General features: G+C 36.5%; 24 protein-coding genes and 1 riboswitch. Of the genes, 18 read left to right on the top strand and 6 right to left on the bottom strand.

What is annotated here, in order from left to right:
* Positions 1-25 precede the first annotated feature (25 nt).
* Positions 26-200, bottom strand: a riboswitch (Lysine riboswitch).
* Positions 201-531: 331 nt separating this feature from the next.
* Positions 532-834, bottom strand: coding sequence for a hypothetical protein (locus tag AB3H90_RS07630; RefSeq protein WP_010736843.1), 303 nt, complete (start codon positions 832-834; stop codon positions 532-534).
* Positions 835-1,055: 221 nt separating this feature from the next.
* Between AB3H90_RS07630 and AB3H90_RS07635 the strand changes: the two genes are divergently transcribed.
* From AB3H90_RS07635 to AB3H90_RS07665, 7 genes are all read left to right on the top strand, one after another.
* Positions 1,056-1,781 (top strand): NAD-dependent protein deacylase, encoded by a 726-nt coding sequence (locus AB3H90_RS07635; protein ID WP_368016494.1) that lies wholly within the window; start codon positions 1,056-1,058, stop codon positions 1,779-1,781.
* Positions 1,768-2,622 (top strand): chorismate mutase, encoded by an 855-nt coding sequence (locus AB3H90_RS07640; protein WP_368016544.1) that lies wholly within the window; start codon positions 1,768-1,770, stop codon positions 2,620-2,622. Before AB3H90_RS07635 ends, AB3H90_RS07640 begins: the two co-directional genes overlap by 14 nt.
* Positions 2,615-3,136, top strand: a complete 522-nt coding sequence (locus tag AB3H90_RS07645; protein WP_368016495.1) for a transcription repressor NadR — start codon at positions 2,615-2,617, stop codon at positions 3,134-3,136. The genes AB3H90_RS07640 and AB3H90_RS07645 overlap by 8 nt, the downstream gene beginning before the upstream one ends.
* A gap of 257 nt (positions 3,137-3,393) precedes the next feature.
* Complete coding sequence (locus tag AB3H90_RS07650) at positions 3,394-4,305, top strand: hypothetical protein (protein ID WP_368016496.1); 912 nt, start codon at positions 3,394-3,396, stop codon at positions 4,303-4,305.
* A gap of 161 nt (positions 4,306-4,466) precedes the next feature.
* Complete coding sequence (locus AB3H90_RS07655; protein WP_368016497.1) at positions 4,467-5,609, top strand: hypothetical protein; 1,143 nt, start codon at positions 4,467-4,469, stop codon at positions 5,607-5,609.
* Positions 5,610-5,945: 336 nt separating this feature from the next.
* Positions 5,946-6,236, top strand: a complete 291-nt coding sequence (locus AB3H90_RS07660) for a hypothetical protein (RefSeq protein ID WP_256991329.1) — start codon at positions 5,946-5,948, stop codon at positions 6,234-6,236.
* Positions 6,229-7,380: a hypothetical protein gene (locus AB3H90_RS07665; RefSeq protein WP_368016498.1), complete on the top strand. Its 1,152-nt coding sequence runs from the start codon at positions 6,229-6,231 to the stop codon at positions 7,378-7,380. Before AB3H90_RS07660 ends, AB3H90_RS07665 begins: the two co-directional genes overlap by 8 nt.
* A 144-nt stretch (positions 7,381-7,524) precedes the next feature.
* On the opposite strand, the gene def is transcribed toward AB3H90_RS07665, so the two are convergent.
* Entirely contained in the window at positions 7,525-8,088 is a 564-nt protein-coding gene (gene def, locus AB3H90_RS07670; protein WP_010720354.1) for a peptide deformylase, read from the bottom strand.
* A 248-nt stretch (positions 8,089-8,336) separates the two neighbouring features.
* Here def and rpsO point away from each other — a divergent pair, with 248 nt between their 5' ends.
* The 4 genes from rpsO (at position 8,337) to AB3H90_RS07690 (ending at position 13,525) form a co-directional block, all read left to right on the top strand.
* On the top strand, positions 8,337-8,606 hold the full coding sequence (gene rpsO, locus AB3H90_RS07675) for a 30S ribosomal protein S15 (protein WP_368016499.1): 270 nt from the start codon (positions 8,337-8,339) through the stop codon (positions 8,604-8,606).
* A 182-nt stretch (positions 8,607-8,788) separates the two neighbouring features.
* Positions 8,789-10,912, top strand: coding sequence for a polyribonucleotide nucleotidyltransferase (pnp, locus tag AB3H90_RS07680; RefSeq protein WP_063626433.1), 2,124 nt, complete (start codon positions 8,789-8,791; stop codon positions 10,910-10,912).
* 234 nt (positions 10,913-11,146) lie between these two features.
* Complete coding sequence (locus AB3H90_RS07685; protein ID WP_010720351.1) at positions 11,147-11,404, top strand: GlsB/YeaQ/YmgE family stress response membrane protein; 258 nt, start codon at positions 11,147-11,149, stop codon at positions 11,402-11,404.
* Between the two features lie 126 nt (positions 11,405-11,530).
* Positions 11,531-13,525 (top strand): KUP/HAK/KT family potassium transporter, encoded by a 1,995-nt coding sequence (locus tag AB3H90_RS07690; protein ID WP_368016500.1) that lies wholly within the window; start codon positions 11,531-11,533, stop codon positions 13,523-13,525.
* Between the two features lie 70 nt (positions 13,526-13,595).
* Here AB3H90_RS07690 and AB3H90_RS07695 read toward each other — a convergent pair whose 3' ends face one another.
* On the bottom strand, positions 13,596-14,636 hold the full coding sequence (locus AB3H90_RS07695; RefSeq protein ID WP_128427396.1) for a hypothetical protein: 1,041 nt from the start codon (positions 14,634-14,636) through the stop codon (positions 13,596-13,598).
* A 567-nt stretch (positions 14,637-15,203) separates the two neighbouring features.
* Between AB3H90_RS07695 and AB3H90_RS07700 the strand changes: the two genes are divergently transcribed.
* Both AB3H90_RS07700 and AB3H90_RS07705 read left to right on the top strand, forming a co-directional pair.
* Complete coding sequence (locus tag AB3H90_RS07700) at positions 15,204-16,529, top strand: hemolysin family protein (protein ID WP_088775177.1); 1,326 nt, start codon at positions 15,204-15,206, stop codon at positions 16,527-16,529.
* A 336-nt stretch (positions 16,530-16,865) separates the two neighbouring features.
* A complete protein-coding gene (locus AB3H90_RS07705) occupies positions 16,866-17,723 on the top strand; it encodes a DUF2382 domain-containing protein (protein ID WP_368016501.1) in 858 nt (285 codons plus the stop codon).
* 122 nt (positions 17,724-17,845) lie between these two features.
* Here AB3H90_RS07705 and AB3H90_RS07710 read toward each other — a convergent pair whose 3' ends face one another.
* The 3 genes from AB3H90_RS07710 to AB3H90_RS07720 form a co-directional block, all read right to left on the bottom strand.
* Positions 17,846-19,231: an MATE family efflux transporter gene (locus AB3H90_RS07710; protein WP_010736852.1), complete on the bottom strand. Its 1,386-nt coding sequence runs from the start codon at positions 19,229-19,231 to the stop codon at positions 17,846-17,848.
* A gap of 268 nt (positions 19,232-19,499) precedes the next feature.
* Positions 19,500-19,823 carry a DUF960 domain-containing protein gene (locus tag AB3H90_RS07715; protein ID WP_010720345.1) on the bottom strand — a complete coding sequence of 108 codons (324 nt, stop codon included), beginning with the start codon at positions 19,821-19,823 and terminating at the stop codon, positions 19,500-19,502.
* A 215-nt stretch (positions 19,824-20,038) separates the two neighbouring features.
* Entirely contained in the window at positions 20,039-20,647 is a 609-nt protein-coding gene (locus tag AB3H90_RS07720; protein ID WP_010736853.1) for a 50S ribosomal protein L25/general stress protein Ctc, read from the bottom strand.
* Positions 20,648-20,974: 327 nt separating this feature from the next.
* Between AB3H90_RS07720 and AB3H90_RS07725 the strand changes: the two genes are divergently transcribed.
* The 5 genes from AB3H90_RS07725 (at position 20,975) to AB3H90_RS07745 (ending at position 24,369) form a co-directional block, all read left to right on the top strand.
* The gene (locus tag AB3H90_RS07725) at positions 20,975-21,691 is read left to right on the top strand and encodes a 16S rRNA pseudouridine(516) synthase (RefSeq protein ID WP_368016502.1); all 717 of its coding nucleotides are present in this window, start codon (positions 20,975-20,977) and stop codon (positions 21,689-21,691) included.
* 10 nt (positions 21,692-21,701) lie between these two features.
* Positions 21,702-22,397 (top strand): YjjG family noncanonical pyrimidine nucleotidase, encoded by a 696-nt coding sequence (locus AB3H90_RS07730; RefSeq protein ID WP_010720342.1) that lies wholly within the window; start codon positions 21,702-21,704, stop codon positions 22,395-22,397.
* Between the two features lie 83 nt (positions 22,398-22,480).
* Positions 22,481-23,110, top strand: coding sequence for a uridine kinase (gene udk, locus AB3H90_RS07735; RefSeq protein ID WP_010720341.1), 630 nt, complete (start codon positions 22,481-22,483; stop codon positions 23,108-23,110).
* Positions 23,111-23,254: 144 nt separating this feature from the next.
* On the top strand, positions 23,255-23,854 hold the full coding sequence (locus AB3H90_RS07740) for a TVP38/TMEM64 family protein (RefSeq protein WP_368016503.1): 600 nt from the start codon (positions 23,255-23,257) through the stop codon (positions 23,852-23,854).
* A 23-nt stretch (positions 23,855-23,877) separates the two neighbouring features.
* Positions 23,878-24,369, top strand: coding sequence for a GNAT family N-acetyltransferase (locus AB3H90_RS07745; protein ID WP_010736856.1), 492 nt, complete (start codon positions 23,878-23,880; stop codon positions 24,367-24,369).
* Positions 24,370-24,794 lie beyond the last annotated feature (425 nt).

Raw genomic sequence — 24,794 nt, forward strand, 5'->3', positions numbered from 1 at the left:
ATTTCACAAAAGTGATAAACCTCTCACAAAACATAGCGCAACTTAGCATCACTGCTAAGACAGTCCACAAGCTCTTAACTTGTGTCCCAACGTAAACTTCAAGCAAAGAAGAGTACATTTCGGCGATCTTCCCTAGTCCTGCTTCACGGTGTTTGCTTCACTCCACAGGGTTAATGATTCTCGCGACCTCTACCTCATTGATTGAGGTATCTCGTATTCAGTTATTTATACAAAAAATAGTTTACGATAGACAAAGCACTTTGTCAATCTATAACAGAAGTTTTCTTGTGAAGTATTGATAGCTATAGAAAATTTCTATAATTATACAAAAAATAAGAAAAATGATATTCAAAAAGAGCGAGAGTTGTAAAAGAATAATTATTCATTAAATAAATAAAAATTAGGACACGAATCTATTTAAGTGTCCTAATTCCTCCTTATTATATAAATATAAAGTAAAGCAGTCGAAAAGATGGGCTGCTTAGCAATAGCTGACCCGATCAATCATTTTCGATCCTGGCTTTCTGTTTATTATGCTGTTTTACTAACTACTTTTTTTTCACGACCTAAGATTGCTTGAAGAATAATCGTTACGCCATAAATAGCCAATATTAGATAAATCAGACTTGAATATTGAGTGATTCCCCAACCCCATGTTCGGAAAATAACTAAGGTAATCGCTAAAACGATCGCAGCAAGTACATTGAAAAATGCAAATGCCCAAAGATTTCCATTTTCTTTACGAGCAAGGTAAAAAATTGAAAAATAAATACTTAATGCTAACCAGGCGATACAAGCTAAAATCACGCCCCAGTAAATAATGGATGGTACCATACCAACTCACCTCACTTTTGTTCTATATGCTTGGTTTATCGTACTATTAGATAGCAATAGTGATGATCATACCGAAGAATCTAGCAGTATTGTAGCACGTTTTCATTGGTTTGTCAGTCTATATTGTGAGATGTTTCTCAAAAAATGAAATCGTTTGAATAAAAAGTACGATCAATCAATAAACGAAAGATAGATGTATAATAAGAGAGAGGTGAAAGGAAATGAAAAAAGTAACCGTTGAAGAAGCGGTAGCAACAATAGCCACTAGTTCAAAAATCACTTTCCTAACTGGCGCTGGGGTATCAACGCCTTCTGGTATTCCCGACTATCGATCGTTAAAAGGAATCTATCATGGATTGGAACAACCCGAATACCTTCTAAGTCATGAAGCAATGAACAATGAGCCACAAAAATTTTATTCATTTGTGAAAAAAATCTATCATCCAACAGCAAGACCAAATATTATTCACTTAGAAATGGCAAAGTTAGCCTCAAAAAAGCAAGTTTGGGTAGTTTCCCAAAATATCGATGGATTACATGAAAAAGCGGGAAGTCCAAAACTTGTGAATTTTCACGGAAATCTTTATCATTGCTATTGTAGGAAATGTGGGAACACCGTTTCTTGGGAAACCTATTTACAAACAGATCAACATGCAACATGTGGGGGACAAATTCGACCAGATATCGTGTTGTATGGGGAGGGATTTAATGATGAAGTCATAGAGCGAGCAACATCGGCTGTTCAACAAGCAGAGTTGATTGTCATCGTCGGAACGAGTTTTCAAGTACACCCGTTTTGTGACTTAATCCAATTTCGTAATACGAAGTCTCAAATCTTAGTAATCAACCAAGAGCCAATCCAGTTAGGCCAAGAATATGATTTTCTGCAAACGGACGGTGCTATAGTATTTGAAAAATTATCAAAAGGAGCAAATTATGACCATTAGAACAGAAAAAGAAAAAATGATTGCTGGCGAATTATATTTTGCTAATGATCCGGAATTAGTAGCGGATCGTCAATACGCAAGAAGCCAAAGTACGATCATCAACCAAGCAGAAACAGCAGAGCTACGTTCTCAATTACTAAAAGAAACCTTTGGAAAAACGGGAGAAAAAATCTACATGGAGCCAACGATCAATTTTGATTATGGTTACAATATTCTTGTAGGTGAAAACTTCTATGCGAACTACAACTGTACATTTTTAGATGTAAGTACGATCGAAATCGGCGACAATTGCATGTTTGCGCCAAATGTTCAACTTTATACAGCCACTCATCCACTTCATCCAGTGAAAAGAAATAGTGGCTTAGAATATGCGAAACCAATCAAAATTGGTCATAATGTCTGGCTTGGTGGTGGTGTGATCGTTACGCCAGGTGTTACGTTAGGAAACAATGTCGTAGTTGGAGCGGGTTCTGTTGTAACTAAATCTTTTCCTGATAATGTAGTGATTGCAGGTAATCCTGCTCGAGTAATCAAAAAAATATTAGAAGATCAACAACCAGAAAAACTTGAAGACTTACGTCAAACAATCGATCAGATTGATCAACAAATCGTCAAATTACTAGAAAAACGTATGGACACGGTAACGAAAATTGGCGAAACCAAACAAGCATCGAAAAAAGCAGTCTATGACGAAAAAAGGGAGCAAGAAGTATTAGAAAAAATCGCTAGTCGGTTAGAAAATACGAAATATAAAGAAACGATCACAGCGACATATATCGATCTTATGAAACATTCTCGTGACTATCAAAATGAATTAAATGGGGAGAAAGTGGATGATTGATGGAGAAGCACGGCGTAAAGAAATCCTGCATACCCTGGCAAATGAAGAAAAGCCGGTCAGTGCCAGCAAATTCGCTTCACGGTTTCAAGTGAGCCGTCAAATTATTGTCGGAGATATTGCGTTGTTGAGAGCATCAGGTGCGACTATTATTGCAACGGCAAGAGGTTACGTTCTTGAAACCAATGAAACACAGAACGGCTTAGTGAGCAAGATTGCTGTCCAACATGGTCGTGAGCAAACAGAAGAAGAGTTGCGCTTGATCGTTGAAGCTGGTGGCGAAGTTTTAGATGTCATTGTAGAACATCCCTTATATGGTGAGTTGACAGGCATGCTTCATATCCAAACAACTCAAGAAATTGAATTGTTTATGAAACGCTATAAAAAAAGTAATGCTACGTTGTTATCTGAGCTGACCGATGGGATTCATCTGCATACCATCCGTTATCCAGATACTAATGTGTTGAGAACGATTAAGCAACAGTTGAAAAAAGCAGGAATTCTCTACGAAGGCTAATGAAGAGCAGAGTAGTCTGGGATGAATATATAAGAACATTAAATAGTGAATAACTGGTATGATTTGTCCATTTATGAATCGTACCAGTTATTTTATTTTTTTGAAAAAATAAGTGTTCGACTATTTTATTTATAAATTACAATAATACGGAATATGAATAATTCAAGCACTATTCTTCTACATAATAAAAAAATAGTGGGAACCAAGTTTAGCAATAGATATTTTTAATACATATTAAAGTAAAGGAGTTAAACCAAATGGATAAATTCACTAGCAAAACAGTACAAGGAAATGGTGAAAAGGCTAAAGTCACAGCAAATATCCAAGAAAACATAGAAGGAATTTTTATATTTGACGAAGTGATTCGAGAAACTCAAGAAATGGTAAGAACAAAGGAACTGATAAGATCAGGAGAATCACTGATTGCGATCTTAATAAATCGAAAGGAACAGTATATTAAGGAAAATAGCAGAAACCTCAACGAATCAAAAAAAGAACAAACACAACAGGCATCAAGTAACATGAAAGAGATGAAAAAGGTAAGAAATACAAATAAAAAGTCTTCATTGCTAAAGGTAATGTTCAATAAACTAATGAGAAGGTCAAAAAATAAGGACAAAAAAGAAGTAAATTCACCAAATAATCCAATAGAACCAAGTGGAATTGAAAATACGTCTTTACTCAAACAAAAGATAGGAGAAATTTTCATATTTGACGAAGTGATTCGAGAAACTCAAGGAAAGGAACTGACAGAATCAGTGAAAAAAGTGAGTGAGTACGTAAAAAATCAGAAGAATCAGCTTATTGAGGAAATGAGCAAAGAATTCAATGAATCAAACAAGACAAGTGGAATTGAAAACCCCATTCCGTCTTTAATCAATCAAAAATTAGAAGAAAATTTGGAGGCGAATCAATTCGTTCAAAAATACGAAAAAGATGTAAGCACACATACTTCCGTAATGGTACTATCGATTAAGTTATTAAAAAATAAGGAGTATGCTATTGAGGAAACTATTGAAAAAATCAACGAATTAAAAAAACAACCACAACAGACATTAAAAAGCATGGAAGAGGTACAACAGGTAAAAAATACAAGTCAAAATCCTTTATCTAAAAGAGCAAACCATTTTCCACGACAAGCAGAACCAGATCAAAAGAAGTCAAGATAGTAATATAAGTTGCAATAACATTGAATATGAATTATTCAGGTACTATTTTTCTACATACTAAAGTAAAGGAGCTAAAACAAATGGATAAATCAACTAGCGAAACAGTTCAAGGAGATAGTGAGAAGACTAAAGTCACAGCAAACATCCAAGAAAACGCAGAAGTGAAAGACCAAAAAGAATTAAATTCCAATATGCCTTTTATCCAGCAAAAAATAGAAGAAATTTTCAATTATCAATGGGGAATTCAAGAAGTAGGACAAAAATTAGAACAAAGATTTGTACAAGAATTAGTAGCAAAACAAGGCTTCATTAGCTCCTGTAAAAAAATTCAGGATCAGAATATTGAGGAAATTAGTAACAAATTCAACGAGTTAAACAAAACAAGTGGAATAGTCAATCCAATTCCGACTTTCATCAATCAAAAGTTAGAAGAAACTTTCCTATTGAACAAGCGTATTCTGGAAATACAGGACACAACAAAAATAGATAGGAAGTCAAAGAAATCAATGATTGAGAACTTAGAAAATTCGAAGGATAAGCTTATGGATCAATTAATTAAGAAAGTTAGTGAAGAATTCAACGAACTAAGAATGGATAAATCAATTAGCGAAACAGTTCAAGGAAATGATGAAAAGGCTGAAGTCACAGCAAACATCCAAGAAAACGCAGAAGTGAAAGACCAAAAAGAAGTAAATTCACCAAATAATCTACTGAAAACAAGTGGAACAGTAAATACAAATATGCCTTTTATCCAGCAAAAAATAGAAAAAATTTTCAATTATCAATGGGGAATTCAAGCAATAGGACGAAAAGGAGAAAAAGTATTAAATAAATCAAGATTTGACCTCGTTACATACTTTAAAAACCAGAAGGATCAGAATATTGAGGAAATTAGTAACAAATTCAACGAGTTAAACAAAACAAGTGAAATAGTCAATCCAATTCCGACTTTCATCAATCAAAAGTTAGAAGAAACTTTCCTATTGAACAAGCGTATTCTGGAAATACAGGACACCACAGAAATAGATAGGAAGTCAAAGGAATCAATGATTGAAAACTTAGATAATTCGAAGGATAAGCTTATGGATCAATTAATTAAGGAAGTTAGCGAAGAATTCAACAAATTAACAAAAGAACAATCAAAACAGACATTAAGAAGCATGAAAGAAATACAAAAGGTAAAAAACACAAGACAAAATCCTTTATCTAAAAGGGCAAACTCTTCACCACAAAAAGCAGAACCAGATCCAAAGAAGCCCAAGATAATGCAACAAGTAGGCCAACCGGATCAAAGTCGGTCATGATATCTGAAATGGTTAAGGTAAGATCGTTACACTAAGAGAATAATATTGTAGTACAAGAGTTTACGTACTTGAAACTAATGAAACAAAGAACGGCTTAGCGAGGAAAAGAGTTGCCTGGGCTGAATATATAAGAACATTAAATAATAAATAACTGGTATGATTTATCCATTTACGAATCGTACCAGTTATTTTATTTTTGGGAAAAAGAAGGAAGAAACTAGTTTCATTTTTTAAGTAAAATGGGACAATAGGAAGTTTTGCAGCTGAATTTATTTTTTGATTCTACTTTTTTACAGAAGTATTCGTGACATAAATAAAATATAGGAGTTGAAGCGCATGATAGGATGGATTTATCAGTTTGGAAACGTGATTCGCTTTTTGGATGATGAAATTAGCGTAAATTTAAAGCAAGCTAACTTACGAATAGCAACATTCAATGCATGTTCAAATAAAAATCAGACTGAAATAAGCCTCCTAAATAAATCGGAGGATGCTCAATCTAAGCTAATAAAAGAACAATCTCAACGCTTGTCTATGAAAAATTATGCACAGAAAGATATTAGTTATCTATCGAAAGAAAAGCTTGCTGAATATGCAAATATAGCAGAACGGCGAATCATTGAATGAAAGACAAAGAATTCTGGAGATAAAGTACTGGAACAACAAGCTAGTTTTTGGAAGGGGTACAATAAAGTTGCTATCTGAATTAAAGAGTATTGAAATGTTGGAAAAGCGGAAAAGAAATATAATAGAATTCCCCTTTTTATACGAACAAAGCACCGTTGAACAAACGATCAGTTGGTTCGATGAAAACTGGGGATCGGATTTCGATAGAAGTGGGCGTACAAAGGCTCTCTTAAAAAAGAACCTTACCATTTGTCAAGAGGATCTAGAATTTAGAGCACAAGCAGATAAATTACAAGATGAGGTGAATAAGCGACCTGTTTCAGAAATAAATGCATTTTTAAAAGCAGTGGCAGAACGAATAGTTAAAATACAAACAAAACTACAAGAAATCGAATTAAACTCTTCTGAATTTGACTGGCGGGACCTAGATTCTGCAAAAAAAGAATTAGAGAAGTGGAAAAGTTTCGTGGTGGAAATATACAAGTCGCAGGCTGTTCTGATACAACCTTATCTATATGATAAAAATACAGTTGAGGATAAAATAAAACAATTGCCGAGTAATAATGCCACGCTCTTTAATTTGATGGCTAGAAAAAGATGCGAGAAAGATCTTGCGTTACGATCTGAAGCAGAAACAATAATTGAAAATATAAAATGCAAAACTACTCCAGAAATAGTACATATATTAAAAAAAATAGAAGGTCAAATTGAAAAAATTAAAGTTGGGATCAATAAATTAAAAGTATCAAATTCTGAATTAGAGACAGAAATTACTAAAAATCAATTAATGCAAAAAAATGAGCTAATAGGAGAACGCAAAGATCAATTAAAAATCTTGACTCAGCAACTTCGTGCTCAGCGAGAGAATCAATGCTATGCGCAACAGAACGGAGAACAACAGTTAGACAAATGGATGGAAATGATTGGTGAAATAAAACGTTGGGCAAAAACAAACAAGATAGACCTATTGGAGTTGGAAAAGAATCTGACGTTAAGCCCATCTCCAGAGAATCTAGGGCAGAAAAAGATAGTAGAAGGCACAACTAGAGCGGGAGGTAAACTTGAACGACAAGAAGAAAAGTTGGGAGAAAATAGACATAGTAAAGACAGAAACCAGTTTAATGGACAACGAACACATCGCTGATTCTTAGTAATATAAAAAAGGAGTGGGGCTCCCCACGTCAAAAAGCAACATCTTCGAAAAAATGAGTAGCGATTTCCGAAGATGTTGCTTTTTAGTTCAATTTCTTACGAGTCATTTAGATTGAAATACAACTTTCAATCATTTTTATTCAATCACCAATACGCCTTCTTTAAGGGCAAATGGATTCTTTTCGTTGATATGGTCGTAGAACATCACGCCGTTGATATGATCAATTTCGTGTTGGACAACGATTGCTTCATAATTTTTCAAGCGGATTTTATGTTTCTCGCCATTCATATCTGTATAAGAAACCGTGATCTTAGCGTGGCGGACTACGTAGCCAGGTACTTCTCGGTCAACAGATAAACAGCCTTCTCCTTCGCCAAGGCAAGCATCTTGAACTGAGTGACTAAGGATTTTTGGATTATACATTACCGTACTTAGCGTGGGTTCTGTTACTTCTGGATCAGGGCTTGGCACGTGTACAGCAATGATGCGTTTAGAAATATCTAGTTGAGGAGCAGCTAAACCAACCCCTCCACGTAAGTTTAATTCTTCCGCTTTGATTGGATCTTGGCTATTTTTCAGGAATTCGAGCATTTCTTTTCCTAGGTCGATATTTTCTTTGCTTAATGGGAGAGCAACTTCTTCAGCTACTTCCCGCAAAGTAGGATTTCCTTCACGGATGATATTATCCATTGTGATCATGGAATATGTACCCCTTTCTTTTTAGACAGTTATACGTCTATTTTCGCATTATAGTTTAACATAAAATTTAAAAAGTAGGAGAAAGTTTGTTTAAAAACTAAATTTTCTTAATGATTCTTCACTTGATTTCTCCCGCAGATTCAGGTAAAGTATAGCTGTATGCGTAAGGCATATCGCCTGTTACTTGGTTAAGCGAATCACCAACGTTTTACTCAGTCACAGGGGAATAATCGAAAGAGGTGAAAGAAATGGCAATTTCAAAAGAACGTAAAAATGAAATCATCAAAGACTATGCACTCCATGAAGGGGATACTGGTTCTCCAGAAGTACAAATCGCTGTATTAACGGAAGAAATCAACCACTTGAATGAACATGCACGTATGCATAAAAAAGATCATCATTCATACCGTGGCCTAATGAAAAAAGTTGGTCACCGTCGTAACTTGTTAGCTTACCTACGTAAGACTGATGTACAACGTTACCGCGAATTGATCAAACGCTTAGGTCTACGCCGTTAATTTTGACAAAAAGAGTGGGGTTCAAATGAATCTCACTTTTTTTACTGTAATACCTAATACAACCATTCTCGAAAAAAGCATGATAGACTCCTACTAACCAAATGAAAGCTGGATAAGCGACGTTTGGCGGTTTTCATTTGTTTAGTAGCGTCTTGCTTTCACGAGAAAGAAAAGGAGTAATTATGTCAGAAAAACAAATATTCAAAACGACATGGGGAGGCCGTCCCTTACAAATCGAAGTCGGTCAATTAGCAAAACAAGCGAACGGAGCAGTTTTAGTTCGCTATGGAGATACTGTAGTTTTAAGTGCGGCAGTTGCTTCAAAAGAAGCAAAAGATACTGACTTCTTCCCGTTGACGATCAACTATGAAGAAAAGATGTATGCTGCCGGTAAAATTCCTGGAGGATTTATCAAGCGTGAAGGTCGTCCAAGTACAGAAGCAACTTTAACGGCTCGCTTGATCGACCGTCCGATCCGCCCAATGTTTGCGGATGGCTTCCGTAACGAAGTTCAAGTAACCAACATCGTGATGAGTGTTGAAACAGATTGTTCACCTGCGATGGCTGCAATGCTAGGTTCTTCTTTAGCATTATCAATTTCAGATATTCCATTTGATGGACCAATTGCTGGTGTCGAAGTCGGCCGTGTGAATGGCGAATATGTCTTGAATCCAACAGTTGAACAAGCGGAACAAACAGATATTGAACTAAGTGTTGCAGGTACAAAACAAGCAATCAACATGGTTGAAAGTGGTGCGAAAGAAGTTTCTGAAGAAGATATGCTTGGAGCATTACTATTTGGTTTTGATGCAATCAAAGAATTAGTTGCTTTCCAAGAAGAAATCGTCCAAGCTGTCGGCAAAGAGAAAATGGAAGTTTCTTTGTTACAAGTAGATGCAGATTTGAAAAAAGAAATCTTTGATGCTTCTTATGCTACGATGAAAACGGCTGTTATGACAGAAGAAAAACTAGCTCGTGAAGACAATATCGAACAAGTAAAAATCGATATTCGTGAAGCTTATGCCGAAAAATTTATCGGGCATGAAGAGGAAGATCAATTACTAAAAGAAGTAAAACAAATTACTGAGGACTTAGAAAAAGATGTAGTTCGTGAATTGATCACGATCGACAAGATTCGTCCTGATGGGCGTAAATTGGACGAAATCCGTCCACTAGCTTCAGAAGTAAGCTTGTTGCCACGGGTTCATGGTTCAGGTTTGTTTACTCGAGGACAAACTCAAGCATTATCTGCTTGTACGCTTGCGCCACTAGGTGAACACCAAATTATTGATGGACTGGGAGTAGAAGTTAGCAAACGATTCATCCACCATTACAACTTCCCACAATTTTCTGTTGGTTCAACAGGGCGTGCGGGATCACCTGGTCGTCGTGAAATCGGACATGGTGCTTTAGGTGAACGTGCGCTAGCACAAGTGATTCCTTCAGAAGAAGATTTCCCTTATACAATCCGTTTAGTGGCAGAAGTTTTAGAATCGAATGGTTCTTCTTCACAAGCAAGTATCTGTGCTGGGACATTAGCATTGATGGATGCCGGTGTACCAATCAAAGCACCAGTTGCAGGGATTGCAATGGGACTTGTTTCAGATGGCGAAAACTATACGATTTTAACAGATATCCAAGGATTAGAAGACCATCTGGGAGATATGGACTTTAAAGTGGCTGGAACTAAAGACGGGATAACTGCTCTACAAATGGATATTAAGATCCAAGGGATTACGGAACAAATCCTAAAAGAAGCGCTAGCCCAAGCAAAACAAGCACGTATGGAAATCTTAGAAGAATTGACTTCAACGATTGCAGCACCTCGTGAAGAATTAAGCCCATATGCACCGAAAATCGAAATGATCCAAATCGACCCTGCGAAGATCAAAGATGTGATCGGTAAAGGTGGCGACACAATCAATGGTATCATTGAAGAAACTGGTGTGAAAATCGATATCGATCAAGATGGTAAAGTAAGTATTGCTTCATCTGATAAAGAAATGATCCAAAAAGCAATCAAGATCATTGAAGACTTAACCAAAGAAGTAAAAGTCGGTGAGGTTTATCTAGGAAAAGTAGTTCGTATTGAAAAATTTGGTGCTTTCGTTAACTTGATCAAAGGAAAAGACGGATTGGTTCACATCTCTCAACTTTCAAATGACCGTGTCAATAAAGTAGAAGATGTAGTCAAATTGGGTGATGAAGTCCTTGTCAAAGTAACTGAGATTGACAAACAAGGTCGCGTAAATCTTTCTAGAAAAGCGATGTTAACAGAAGATGGTTCTGAAAAAGAGACAAAATAATCGTTTAAGCGATAAAATAGCAAAAAGAGTAATCTGAAGGGTGAAATGCCTACGCCAGTGAAAAATACTTGTTTTTGCTACATTGAAAAAGAAGGAGTGAGACAATGTCTTACTCCTTCTTTTTATAGCTAAAATCCCTCTGGAAAGTTTACTTGGATAAAAGCTATTCATAATCTTTGGTCTAATTTTCAAAATAACGTAAAATAAAGGTGTATTTTTTAAGGAGGGAACGAGATGCTTTATTTTTTTCTGACTTTGATCGTTGGTGGCGTTTTAGGTCTGTTCGCTGGATTGATCTTAAATGAGGATGTACCTGGCGGTGTCACTGGAAATGTAGTGATCGGCTTTTTAGGAAGTTGGTTAGGAGAATTTGTTCTTGGTGAATTAGGTCCCTCGATCAAAGGATTCTACCTCATCCCTTCATTGCTAGGAGCTCTTTTTTGTCTCGGTGTGTATTCATTTTTAGCAGACTATATCCGTCGACATTACTAAATGAAATCTTGTATAATGATTTGACACTTCGTAGGGGTCTCTAGTTAAGTAAATCACATGAAATAAAAGATCAATGATTTGTGAAGAAAATACGATAGTGAACGAAAGTAGAAAAGAGGGGGACAATTGACAACAAAACACAACACTAAAAAAATTTCAATGGCTGGTCTATTAGTTGCGATGGGTGTAGTTTACGGAGATATTGGAACGAGTCCACTATATGTAATGAAGGCCATCGTAGAAGATAACGGAGGACTACGAGGTATCAATCCTGAATTTGTCCTTGGTTCGGTGTCATTGATTTTTTGGACACTAACATTACTTACCACAATCAAGTATGTGGTGATTGCGTTAAATGCCGATAACCACGGTGAGGGTGGGATTTTTTCTTTATATACACTAGTCAGGAAAGGGAGTAAATACTTGATCGTACCAGCAATGATCGGTGGAGCTGCTCTACTTGCTGATGGAGTATTGACCCCAGCGGTGACTGTCACGACAGCAATCGAGGGGTTAAGAGGTATCCCACAATTTTTTGATCGATTCGGTAACAATCAAAATATTATTGTTATTATTACATTAGTCATCATTTTCGTATTATTTATGGTTCAACGATTCGGTACCGAGATAGTAGGAAAAGCGTTTGGTCCGATCATGTTTTTATGGTTTACTTTTTTAGGTGTGATGGGTTTAATAAATTTCAGCCAAGACTGGACGGTGATCCGAGCGTTGAACCCCTACTACGCGATTCGCCTACTTTTTAGTCCAGACAATCGATTAGGTCTCTTTATTTTAGGAAACATCTTTCTGGCTACGACAGGGGCGGAAGCATTGTATTCTGACTTGGGGCATGTGGGGAAATTAAATATCCGTTTAAGTTGGCCTTACGTTAAACTTTGCTTAGTATTGAATTACTTCGGACAAGCGGCTTGGTTACTGAATATTTATCAAAATCAAGAGGTGCAACAAATCAATAATCTCAATCCATTTTTCCAAATGTTACCTCAAGGTTGGTTGATTATTGGCGTTGGGTTTGCTACGATCGCTGCGGTCATTGCTTCACAGGCTTTGATTACTGGATCATTTACATTGGTATCAGAGGCGATTAAGTTAAAACTCTTACCACGCTTGAAAATCATGTACCCAGGAAACAGTATCGGTCAGATGTATATTCCCGCGGTTAATTTGATTTTATGGTTGGCTTGTTCGTTGATCGTGGTTACTTTCCGAACATCACATCATATGGAAGCAGCCTATGGACTTTCAATTACTGTCACGATGTTGATGACGACGGTACTTCTTTATTTCTATTTGATCCAAAGCAACTATTCCAAATGGTTCGCCTGGATTGTGTCTTTCTTTTTTGGTGCGATCGAGATCATCTTTTTCATCTCAAGTATCGTGAAGTTTTTCCACGGAGGGTTTGTTGCGGTGTTGATGGCGATCATTATTTTAGCTGTCATGTTTATTTGGGAACAAGGAAATATCATCCGTGAGTCTGCTGCGGAAGATGTGGCATTAAAAGATTACATTCCACAATTAGCGGAATTAAGAGATGATCACTCATTGCCACTTTATCAAACTAATGTGGTGTTCTTAGTACCAGATATGGCCGAAGGAAAAGTTGGTAGACAATTTGTCTACTCGATTCTGGACAAACGACCAAAAAGAGCACGTGTATATTGGTTCGTACATGTGGAAGTGACGGATGAACCTTATACGAAAGAATACCAAATCGATATGATGGATACTGATTTTGTCGTACAAGTGAATCTCTTCTTAGGATTCAGAGTACAACAAGAAATCAATGTCTATGTTCGTCAAATCATTCATGATTTGATGAAACAAGGAAGATTACCAAAACAACCGCAGACTTACTCGCTAACTCCGGGAAGAGAAGTCGGTGATTTCCAATTTATCTTGATTGATGAAGTGATCTCAAATGTGACGACTCTCAGCAAATGGGAACGACAAATCATGCAAGCAAAACTTGCAATTAAAAAAATTGCGACCACGCCAGAAACTTGGTTTGGTTTAGAGTATAGTGAAGTAAAGCATGAAACAGTACCGTTACTAATTGGTGTAACAAGAAAAACGTGGTTAAAAGAACGGAAAAATTAAACTTTAGCGAATAAAGTATTCAATGGGAGAGACATTTCTTGGAATGTTTCTCCCATTGTTTTTGGGCTATTTAGCGTTGCAAAGAGAGTTTAGCTTTTTTAGGCTCGCTTAGATGTTTATTTGAAATACTATTGATTGCTTTTCTTTTTAAATCTTTTAGGTGAGATTTTCCTAGGTAGATGCCAATTTCATTTGGTTCTTGTTGCATTTGCTTTATGTAAACTTGGGTTTGCGTCTTTTTATATGCGAAATTCATCTTAGCGAGGTGTTTTTTAACACCAATTTCGATTACTTTTTGAGTTTTTAGAATGATTTTTTTTCTTAGTATTTCAGCATCCAACTTTGGTAATTCAAGGTTATTAATGATGTGGTTTAGGCTGTGTAACGTTTTTTTTTTTTTTGCGATTATTTTTATTTTTTGATTGAAATTCGATATTATATTCATTTTGTTTGCTTCAACTATTTTTTGTGTGTTGGCTAATCGGTCCATTGTTTTTGGTAACTGGAGGTTAGCCATAATAAATTTAATACTTCTGGCTTTATAGTTTAATTTAGACAAAGATGCTAAGCATTCGTTTGGGCCACGTTCTTTACACCTCGTGTTCCACTGGTCAATCGTATTTAGTAGTTCTTGGTTGGATTGAAAATCTGAAGTGATAGTTGATCGCTCTGCCGTAATGATTTTATCTGATTCAATGACTGGATTTATCGTTTCTGGTAAGTAAAGATTTGCTATGATAAATTTGATCATTGAATCATTATAGTTACAGGTAGCTAGAAAAGCGAAGGTTTCATCAGCACCGTTTAGTTTAAGCATTGCGTTCCACTGGTCAATTGTGGTTAGTAACTCCTGATCAGATGAAAAACCTGATTCCACCACCGTTTTGCCCAGAACATTTAACAAGGTTTCAATCTGTTCTTTATCTGTTCCTGCTGGCAAATGAAGGTTGTTTATAATATTTTTGATACTTTCAGTTTCATAATTAAATGTAGTTAAATAGGCTAAGGTTTGGCTTAAGCCGTGAATTTTCAACATTCGATTCCACAAGTGAATACTATTTTCTGATACTTTCATTAATTTGTGTTCTTTCAGAACTTGACTAAGGGGCATAAGATAATCTCCTTTTGATTTTTTTACTAGAACTATTGTAAAGGAATCGATCAGACAAAGAGTCTTCTTTTTTCGGCTATATGAAATTTTAGTTTTGGATAAAAGCTTGACAAAGCTTGCTAAGTTAAAAGAGTTTTGTTGTTCAAGATGAGACTGGGACAAAACTTGTCTCAGTCTCTTCTAGTATCTCTGAAAACGAATAAACGGTGTTCAAAGAGCTGACCTTCGGCGATAAGTCAAAAAATCTCAAAACATGGGGAGCTGTTTCGAGATTTCCATCCTTAACGCTCAGGTCAAAACACTCTTTTCACGACCTCTTGTTCACGGTGAGACAAAAGCAGCATCTTCGGAAATATGCCGAAATTTACCAAAAATTTGAGAAGCACCGAGTAGGTAACAATCAACATCAAAAACAAGTATTTGTGTTTCTTGTCAATTTTCGGAAATTTCTTCTTATTTCTTGATGCTAAACACTTTTGTCTCAACCTCCGATGTGATCGTGGATCGTTGATTTAAATTATTTTTCGAAAAGAGGTACAATAGGGGAGAGAAGAGAGGTGGGAAGTTATGGTACTTAATTTTGCCATATTATTTTTGATGATTGCGGTGACTTCTTTTTTTGTAGCTAGTGAATTTGCATTAGTTAAAATCAGACGTTCACGCTTAGAACAATTAGAAAGAGAAAATGTAAAGAATGCCAAATTAGCATTACATGTCACGCATCATTTAGATAACTACTTGTCGGCTAGTCAATTAGGAATTACCTTGACTGGGTTGATCATTGGTTGGGTTGGCGAAGGCTCAGTGGCGGCGTTACTAGAGCCTTGGATCGGTCGATTGCCGTTTAGCTCAGCATTGAGCGGAACGATTTCTGTCGCATTAGGGTTTATCTTGGTGACATATATCGATGTGGTGATCGGAGAACTTTTACCTAAAAGTTATAGTATCGTGAATACAGAGCAAGTGGTCTTATTTGTTGTACGTCCGTTGCATTATTTTTATAAAGCAATGTTTCCTTTTATTTGGGTGTTAAATCATTCTGCTGCGGCTTTAGGAAAAGTATTAGGCGTGAAATTAGTTTCAGAAGGAGAAGAGACATTATCTCAAGAAGAATTGACGTTAGTGGCTATGAATTCTTATGAAAAAGGAGAGTTGACGAAAGAAGAGTACTATTATTTAGAAAATGTCTTTGAATTTGATGATACGTTGGCAAAAGATATCCAAGTGGATCGTACCTCTATGCAGGTTTTTGAAGCTGGTGAGACAGTGAAAGATGCGATTCAAGCTTCTATTCAAAGAGGTCATACCCGCTACCCCGTTATTTCTGGGTCAAAGGATCACGTCCTTGGTTATGTTACTTTACCAGATTTGATTAAGCAGTCGTTTAAAGACGATCAATTAACAGTGGATGAGTTGGTGGAAGAACCAATCGTTACTTCGGAAATGATTCCCATCAAAAAACTGTTGACGATCATGCGTAAAAAAGGAAAGCATATTGCTATTTTAAAAGATGAGTACGGAGGAACGAGTGGTTTAGTGACGATTGAAGATATTTTAGAAGAAATCGTGGGGGAAATTCGGGATGAAACGGATTTGGATGAAGCATTGATAGCGAAACAAGCAGATGGGAGCTATATTGTTTCAGGAAAATTGACGTTAGATGATTTTGGTCGTTATTTCCACGTTACGATCCCTGAATTTGAAGAGTCTACTTTTATCACACTATCTGGATTTATGTCGAACCATGAAAAAAACATCAAGACAGGTACAGTGATCCAAATTGATTCTTTTCAATTTACGGTGTTAGAATATAACCATACACATGTGGACTATTTTAAAATCAAAAAACAAGAAATAGCAGAAAACAGTATCGATTCGAATAAAACAGAATGAAGAATCTGGGATAAACAAAATCCTACATTTCACGATCAAAAAAAATGAGAGAAGTAAGACAAAACATTCTAACCACTACCAAAAACGAATAAACCGATGTTTACACTTTCTTTTTGTCCCTTAGTCGGAAGCTTCCTACTCATTTTGGTGGACGGATCTCTTGATCATAAGATTTTAAACGATAGAACTGATGCCAATCCATTCGACTTAGCTGAATGGATTGGCATCTTTTTTACTTTGTAAACCATATATTTGTTCTAAAAAAAAATATCCGATAGAATAGATCTGTAAGCGGAATCACTAAATACAGACATACTATTAACAGGAGGGATTCACATGAATGAAAGAAATCTAACAGTTATTGGTAGTTACAGTACGAGGGAAGAAGCTTTATCAGTGATCGAACAATTGCGTGATGAAGGATACGATCGAGACGATATCATTATCTATACGACAAAAGATGCTGCTCAAAATTTTGGTTTTTCTGGTTTATCAGGAATTGATGTAGAAACGAATGTGGATGAGGTTGAAGGCACGCATGAAGAACGCTCGCTATGGGAACGGATCAAAGATACGTTCACTTCTAACACCTATGAGGAAGATTCGTATACAGAAAAAGCGGATGATTCTGTTAACGATGATCCATTGTATTCATGCAAAGAGGATATTGCCGCTGGGAAAATAGTGATTACGGTTAAAGATTACAAAGCGCCAAATGAAGCAGTTGTTGAAAACGATCGGACTCAAAATATGCCCGATCCAACGGATACACTAAATACAAATAATGAAAATATTCAACTCAAAGAAGAACAGTTAGATGTCAATACCCATGACGTGACAACTGGGGAAGTTGATATCCATAAACACGTTGTTAATGATACTAAAACAGTGGAAGTCCCTGTGAAGCGTGAAGAAATCGTTATCGAAAGAAAACCAGTAAATGCTGAAGCAAGCGATAATATTTCAGATGATTCTTTGGAAGACGAAACGATTACAATTCCTCTTAAAGAGGAACAAATTGATGTCAATAAACATACAGTAGTACGTGAAGAGGTAGGTATTCACAAAAAAGAGCATGAAGATATGAAACAAGTGACGGAAGAAGTAAGTCGTGAAGAGTTGGATATTGATACAAAAGGAGACGTTCGAGTAGAAGATACGGATGAAAATACTCGTAAAAATGATCATATATAATAATTGATCGCTAAAATCATCTAACCAGACTCCTTCGTTTTTTGAACGGAACATCATGTAAATTGCTAATAAAAAAGACATTTCTGCTTATCTGATCGATGAGAGAAATGTCTTTTTTTCTTTTATTGGATACTATTGTATTGGATTTCAGGATCATCCATAGCGTATTGTTGTTCATTCTCGAAAGATTTAAGTTGTTTCATTGAACGCAAGTAAGAGTATAGTAGAACAGCGACAGATCCTGCCCAAGCAAGTGGTGAAGCAGCTGCAGCACCCGTATAACCAAGTAAACCAGTTAAAATGATTGCTGCAAATGAACGCATGACTAATTCCATCATTCCTGCGAGTGTCGGAATCTTACTTTGACCAAGTCCTTGTAGTGTGTAACGTAAGATAAATAAAATCGCTAAGATCCAATATAAGGAACCATTGATGTTGAAGTAAGTTTGAGCTAATTCAAAGACACGAGTTTCTGTCGGTGAAACAAACAACTGCATAAGTGAATGACCGAAGAAAATCACGATCGCACCTGCAACAATACTAAAGCCAATACTCATCATAAGTGTTTGCTTAACACCTTTTAAAATTCGACCATATTCTTTTGCACCATAATTTTGAGCAGTAAATGTTGCAATAGCAATCCCAAAGGACATCATTGGTTGGTTAGCAAATTGGTCAATTCTGCTGGCTGCTGCTTGAGCGGCTACGACATCTGTTCCTAAACTGTTCAACGCAGCTTGAAGGACGATGGCGCCAATGGCGATGATGGATGATTGAAAAGCCATTGGAAGAGCAGCGTTCAAATGAACACGAATCTCTTCTTTATCAAAGTGAAAATCTTTTTTACGTAATTGCAACAAAGGAATTTTTTTCTTGATATAAACTAAACATAGTAGGCTTGAGCAAACTTGGGCAATAACCGTTGCAATTGCTGCGCCTTCGACACCCATTCCAAAAGAAATGATGAAAATCAAATCAAGCACAACGTTGACAACCACTGCAATAATCAAAAAGAAAAGTGGTGTCCGGCTATCTCCAAGCGCGCGAATAACATTTGAAAGCAAGTTAAAACTCATAGATGCGAAAATCCCTAGTAAGATGATTGAAATGAACGTTTGTGCTTGGTCAATAATCTCAACGGGCGTTTGCATCAATTGCAGCATCGGACGAATAAATACTAAACTAAGGACGGTTAATGCAATAGTGACAACCAAACTGATAACAACACTTGCAGCAAAACTTTTCTTAAGACCACGATAATCTTTTGCACCATAACGCTGAGCTGTAATGATCGCTAATCCAGCAGTAAGACCTTGAGCGAAGCCAAGGATTAAAAAGGTCAAGCTTCCGGTTGCACCAACAGCAGCCAGCGCATTTTTCCCTAATGTTTGACCAACGATGATCATGTCGACCATGTTGTAAAATTGCTGAAAGACATTACCAATAAGTAAAGGAACGGTGAACATTAAGATTAGTTTAGCTGGACTTCCTTTTGTTAAATCGCGCATTTTTTAAACTCCTTATTGTCTATAAAATTTAGTTAGTAGTATATAGTGTTTATCCTGAGATTACTAGGTAAAAATGAAATAATTTTGATAACTTTCAATGTATTGCAGATTCATTTTCAAAGATATTTTCAATGATGTGCATCATAAAACAAGCCAAGAATTGAATCGCTGAATAAATTCAAAGAATGAAACGCAAAGAATAAATTCAAAGGATCAACTACTTGGCCTGGGCGTACAAATCAAAAGGGACAACGAATGGTTGTGAACCTTAATACTGTCTTATCTCGCTGGGTAAAAGAATGGTTTCTCTAGTACCATCATCATAAGCATATACTTGGCTTGGAAAACTTGATGAATAGTGAAACGGTAAATCGATTCCCATCTCAACATCACTACCAGCTTGCGAAAAATGCATAGTTACTTTTCCATTATTGTCGATTAAATCAAAGGCTAACATATTATCTAAGGGGATGACTCCCTTAAGGTCTAGGTCAATAATAAACCAGATACTATCAATCAGTTCATCTGGTAAACTTGATACAACACCTACAGAGGCATACCGGTTACGACTACTGTCAAAACTTTCAAACATCTGTTTAACCTCCTTCGTTTTATCGAATAGATATGTTTTATTTCTTCATTTAGGATAAACGATTTACTGTAACGATGGTTCATTCTAATAGACTTTTTTTAAAAATGCAACAAAAATCGTGTACTTTTTTTCAAAGTATAAGTTTTTTTTAAGGAGAGAAAAAAACGTGCCAAAAGCGAAGGTTGCCAACGCTTTTGACACGAACAAGTCACTTGTTATTCTTCCGTTGAACCAATAACTTCTGGTTCGCTTTCTTCATCAGTAGTTTCAGCTTCCTCAGTTGGAGCTGCTACTGCAGCAATTTGTTCTTCACCATCAGAAACGACTTTATAATCGTTGTTTTCAGGTAGATCGGCTACTGTGATTGCATCGCCTAGATTTAGGTTTGTTACATCAACTTCGATACGTTCTGGTAAGTTGCTTGGTGTAGCAGAGACGATCACAGTGTAAAGGTTTTGTGCTAAGACACCACCAGCTTTTACACCTGCAGCTTCGCCAACAAGAACGATTTCAGTTTCGACTTCAGTTTCTTCTGACATGTTCACAGATAGAAATTCCACATGTTCAAAATGGTTGGTAAAGGTATTCGTTTGGACTTTATGAACCAACGTGTTGACTTTTTTTCCATCAATCGTCATTGTGATTACTGTATTTGCGCCATTTTCACGTAATAATTTACTGAATATTTGTCCATCAATAGCAATCGGAGTACTTTCAACATTGTACCCATAAACAATAGCTGGAACTTTACCTTCATGACGCAATTTATTTCTCAATGAACGGGGACGTACTTCTCTCTTACTTACTTCTAATGATACTGACATAACCAAAATTCCTCCTTAAAATGTGACTGTCGGCAACGTAGACCAACAGATTTTATTTAAGTGAACTTTCGACGGCTATTCTCGTGCACATTATTGGCTAGGGCGCTTAAAAAACGCAAAAAGGTAGATGCGCGCATCTACCTTTAGAAAGTCAGGATTCAACTTTTCTCCACCAGGTCATTACGCTGTGTATGAGAAATCCAATTCACTTTACTCTTTAACCGTAGCGCGAATCTGAATTTAAGTCAAGGAATAACAATGGCTTTCTTATTTGCATCTACTCTCTTTCGGGTTATAATGCTTGTTAGGCTAAGAAAGGAAAGCACCATGCGTTTAGATAAATTAATTGAAGAAACTTTACAAACGACTCGAAAAGAGATGAAGCGTTTATTTGCATCAAAACAAGTGAAAATTGATGGTTGTATCGAATTTTGCCAAAACCGAAATGTGGATAGTTTGATTCATGAGATCGAAGTCTCAGGTAAGCGTTTAACGACAAACGAAGTCTATTACTTATTGAATAAACCGAGTGGTGCTGTGACTGCAGTTAAAGACCAAACAAAAATGACCGTGTTAGACTTGATTGCTTCAGCGGATCGAACGAAGCCGCTCTATCCTGTCGGACGCTTGGATCGTGATACCACAGGACTACTATTACTGACATCAAATGGTCAGTTGGGATATGAAATGTTGCTGCCTGATAAAAAAGTCTTCAAAACTTATGAGGCGCAGATCAATGAACAAGTGACAGCTTCAGATATCGAAGCTTTTCAAGCAGGAATTGTTTTTGAGGGTGGCTATCGTTGTTTACCTGCACAATTAACAATCATGGAAACATCCAAAAACAGCAGTCGAGTACGAGTAACGATACAAGAAGGAAAATTTCATCAGGTAAAAAAGATGTTCCTTGCACGTGGTAAAAAAGTGACAAAGCTAAAGCGACTAATGATGGGACCTTTGCAGTTAGATGACCAACTTGCTGAAGGTGCCTATCGTTCACTGACATTAACCGAATTAAAGCAATTGAAAATATATTTTAAATAGGAGAGAAAAAATGAATTATCATACTTTATTATTCGATGTAGACGATACGTTACTTGATTTTCAGATGACAGAAGCAAAAGCATTAAATGAATTATTTGCAGAGCAAGGAATTGAATTGACACCAGAAGTGAAAACAAGTTATAAGGCATTAAATCATCACTTATGGCGTGAATTTGAAAAAGGGAATATGACGAGAGAAGAGGTTACCGGGAGTCGTTTTGGACTACTATTTCAACAATTTGGTAAAACAGTTGATAGTTTAGCTATGGAGAAAAGATACAGACATTACTTGAATCAGGGGCATGATTTGATTGAGGGAAGTCATGAACTGCTTCAGACGTTATCTTCACAAGCGGATCTTTATATTGTGACAAACGGGGTATCGAAAACGCAATATCAACGTTTGACTGATGCGAAAATGTTGGGCTATTTCAAAAAAATTTTTGTTTCAGAAGATGTGGGCGCCCAAAAACCAATGAAAGAATTTTTTGATCATGTCTTTTCACAGATTCCTCAATTTGAAAAAGAAAAAACAGTTATTATTGGCGATTCATTGACCTCAGATATTAAAGGAGGGAACTTGGCAGGAATTGATACGATTTGGTTTAACAAAAATCGGTTGCCGGAAATTCCAGAAATCGTACCGACTTATCGGATTGATTCGTTAGCAGAACTTTATCCTCTTTTGGAAATCGAGAAGCATTAATTTTCAGAAAAATATAGCATTTTCGTGTATTTTCGCTATAATAGATAAGAATGTAAAAACGGATATGAAAGAGGTTTTAGTCAATGACAAAAAGCAAGCCAATTATCATTGGTGTGACGGGTGGATCAGGAAGCGGTAAAACAAGCGTAAGTCGTGCCATTTTCAATAATTTCCCAGACCATTCCATCATGATGCTTGAACAAGATTCTTATTATAAAGATCAAAGCCATTTGAGCTTTGAAGAACGATTGAATACGAATTATGATCATCCCTTTGCCTTTGATAATGATCTGCTGATTCAGCACGTGAAAGAACTACTGAACTATAACGCCATTGAAAAACCAGTTTATGATTATGTTGCACATACAAGAAGTCAAGCAACAATCATCCAAGAGCCTAAAGAAGTAATTATATTAGAAGGCATTTTGATTCTAGAAGATGAAAATCTACGTGACTTGATGGATATCAAAGTATATGTAGATACAGACGATGATATCCGTATCATCCGCAGAATCAAACGAGATATGGAAGAACGTGGCAGAACGTTGGATTCCGTGATCGAACAATATTTGACTGTGGTTAAACCGATGTATCATCAATTCATCGAACCAACTAAGCGTTACGCCGATATCATCGTGCCAGAAGGTGGCGAAAATCACGTAGCGATCGATTTGATTACGACGAAAGTTGCTAGTTTTTTGGATCATAAATAAAACAAAGAAACCAATAGGATAAGTCGAAGAATCATGAAAATAGGAGAAGCTATTTTCGATTCTTCGACTTATTTATCAAGTGAAACGTTTACTTTTGCAACGATTCTTAATGAAAAGTAGCGCTAAAAGGTGGAGAGACTGAAAATGAACGATCACAATCATTTACATAAATATATCCGAATAATCCCGATTATTGGCTTATTGTTCTTTTTGGTGTTAATCATTTATGCTTATCAACATGGGATCTTTCGATCAACCACTTCTTTGCAACGCTTCATCCAACAATTTGGGGAGTATGCAGTAGTGATTTTTATTCTCCTGCAGATCATTCAAGTGATCATCCCAATACTACCTGGAGGAATTTCTTCAGTGGCAGGCTTGTTGATGTTTGGAAATGGCTGGGGATTACTTTATAGCTGTATTGGATTGATTATCGGTGAAGCCATTGGTTTTTTATTGGTTCGTTATTATGGCGTTAGTTTTGTACAACTTATTTTATCGCCCAAAAAGTACCAAAGATTCGACCAATTACTGACACAGAAAACGAAGGATATCAAAAAAGTACTGTGTTTGACCATGTTGATTCCTTTTGCGCCTGATGACTTGGTTTGTCTGGTCGCAGGGTTAACTAAAATATCTTTTAAGGAATATATCCAAATTGTCCTATTATTGAAACCTTGGTCTGTCGGTGCGTATAGTTTGATTATGTTGTATCTGTTCCAGAAAGCACAAGGAAATTTTTAGCAGTAAGAGAGGAAAGAAAAAGAATGTTAGAAAAAGTCAAGGTAACCTCAACTGAAATTGACGAGTTGGTATCAGTGATCAAGGAAGTTTGGCCAGAAGCATTTGTTCCGATCATTGGGCAAGCACAAGTGGACTATATGCTGGCTACCTATCAATCAAAACAACAGATTGAAAAAGAAGTGGCGGAAGGTGTGCAGTATTTTCTCTTAAAAGAGCAAGGGCAAACGGTCGGATATACCGCCTATGAGGTAATAGCATCCAAAATATATTTGAGTAAGTTATACTTAATGAATCAATTCAGAGGGAAGGGATTGACGTCGGCTCTTTTTCAGTGGTACGAAACTATCGCTAGAGAACAAGGAATCAAAGAGATTTTTCTACGTGTCAATCAAGGCAATGCTCAAGCCATCGCCGTTTACCTTCATCAAGGTTTTGAAATGGCTGGTGAACTGATCTCGGATATTGGTCAAGGATTTCAAATGGTCGATTATCAAATGAAAAAAAGACTCGCATAACTTTGGAATATGTGTTAAAGTAACGACATGCGACGGGTCGAGAAGGCCTCTGGTTTACAGATGCGCCTAATTGATTTTGGAGACACAAGATCATGATGTGATCACTTGCCGGAATGCAAGGGTGTCGGGCAAGACTTTTGTGGAGAAGGGCTTGTCTGCTTGAGTTCACAAAAACTCAAGTACCAGTAAGATAGGACATTAGTCAGAAGAGATTCTGGGTAATGTCCTATTTTTTATGGGCAATCTTTCGTGGTTTGTTTGGCTTGAGTGTTACTATTACTGACAAGAAGACGTGTCGCAATAGGTTATCGCTCGTTATAAGTCGGAATTCTTAGTTGAGAGTATTGGCTAAAATTGGTTTCTACTTATGATTAATGCTAGAATGAATGAAAAATAAGTTTTGTAATTACTCGCTAAGGAGTTTT

The organism is Enterococcus sp. C63 (genome assembly GCF_040887215.1).
Taxonomy (GTDB): domain Bacteria; phylum Bacillota; class Bacilli; order Lactobacillales; family Enterococcaceae; genus Enterococcus_B; species Enterococcus_B hirae.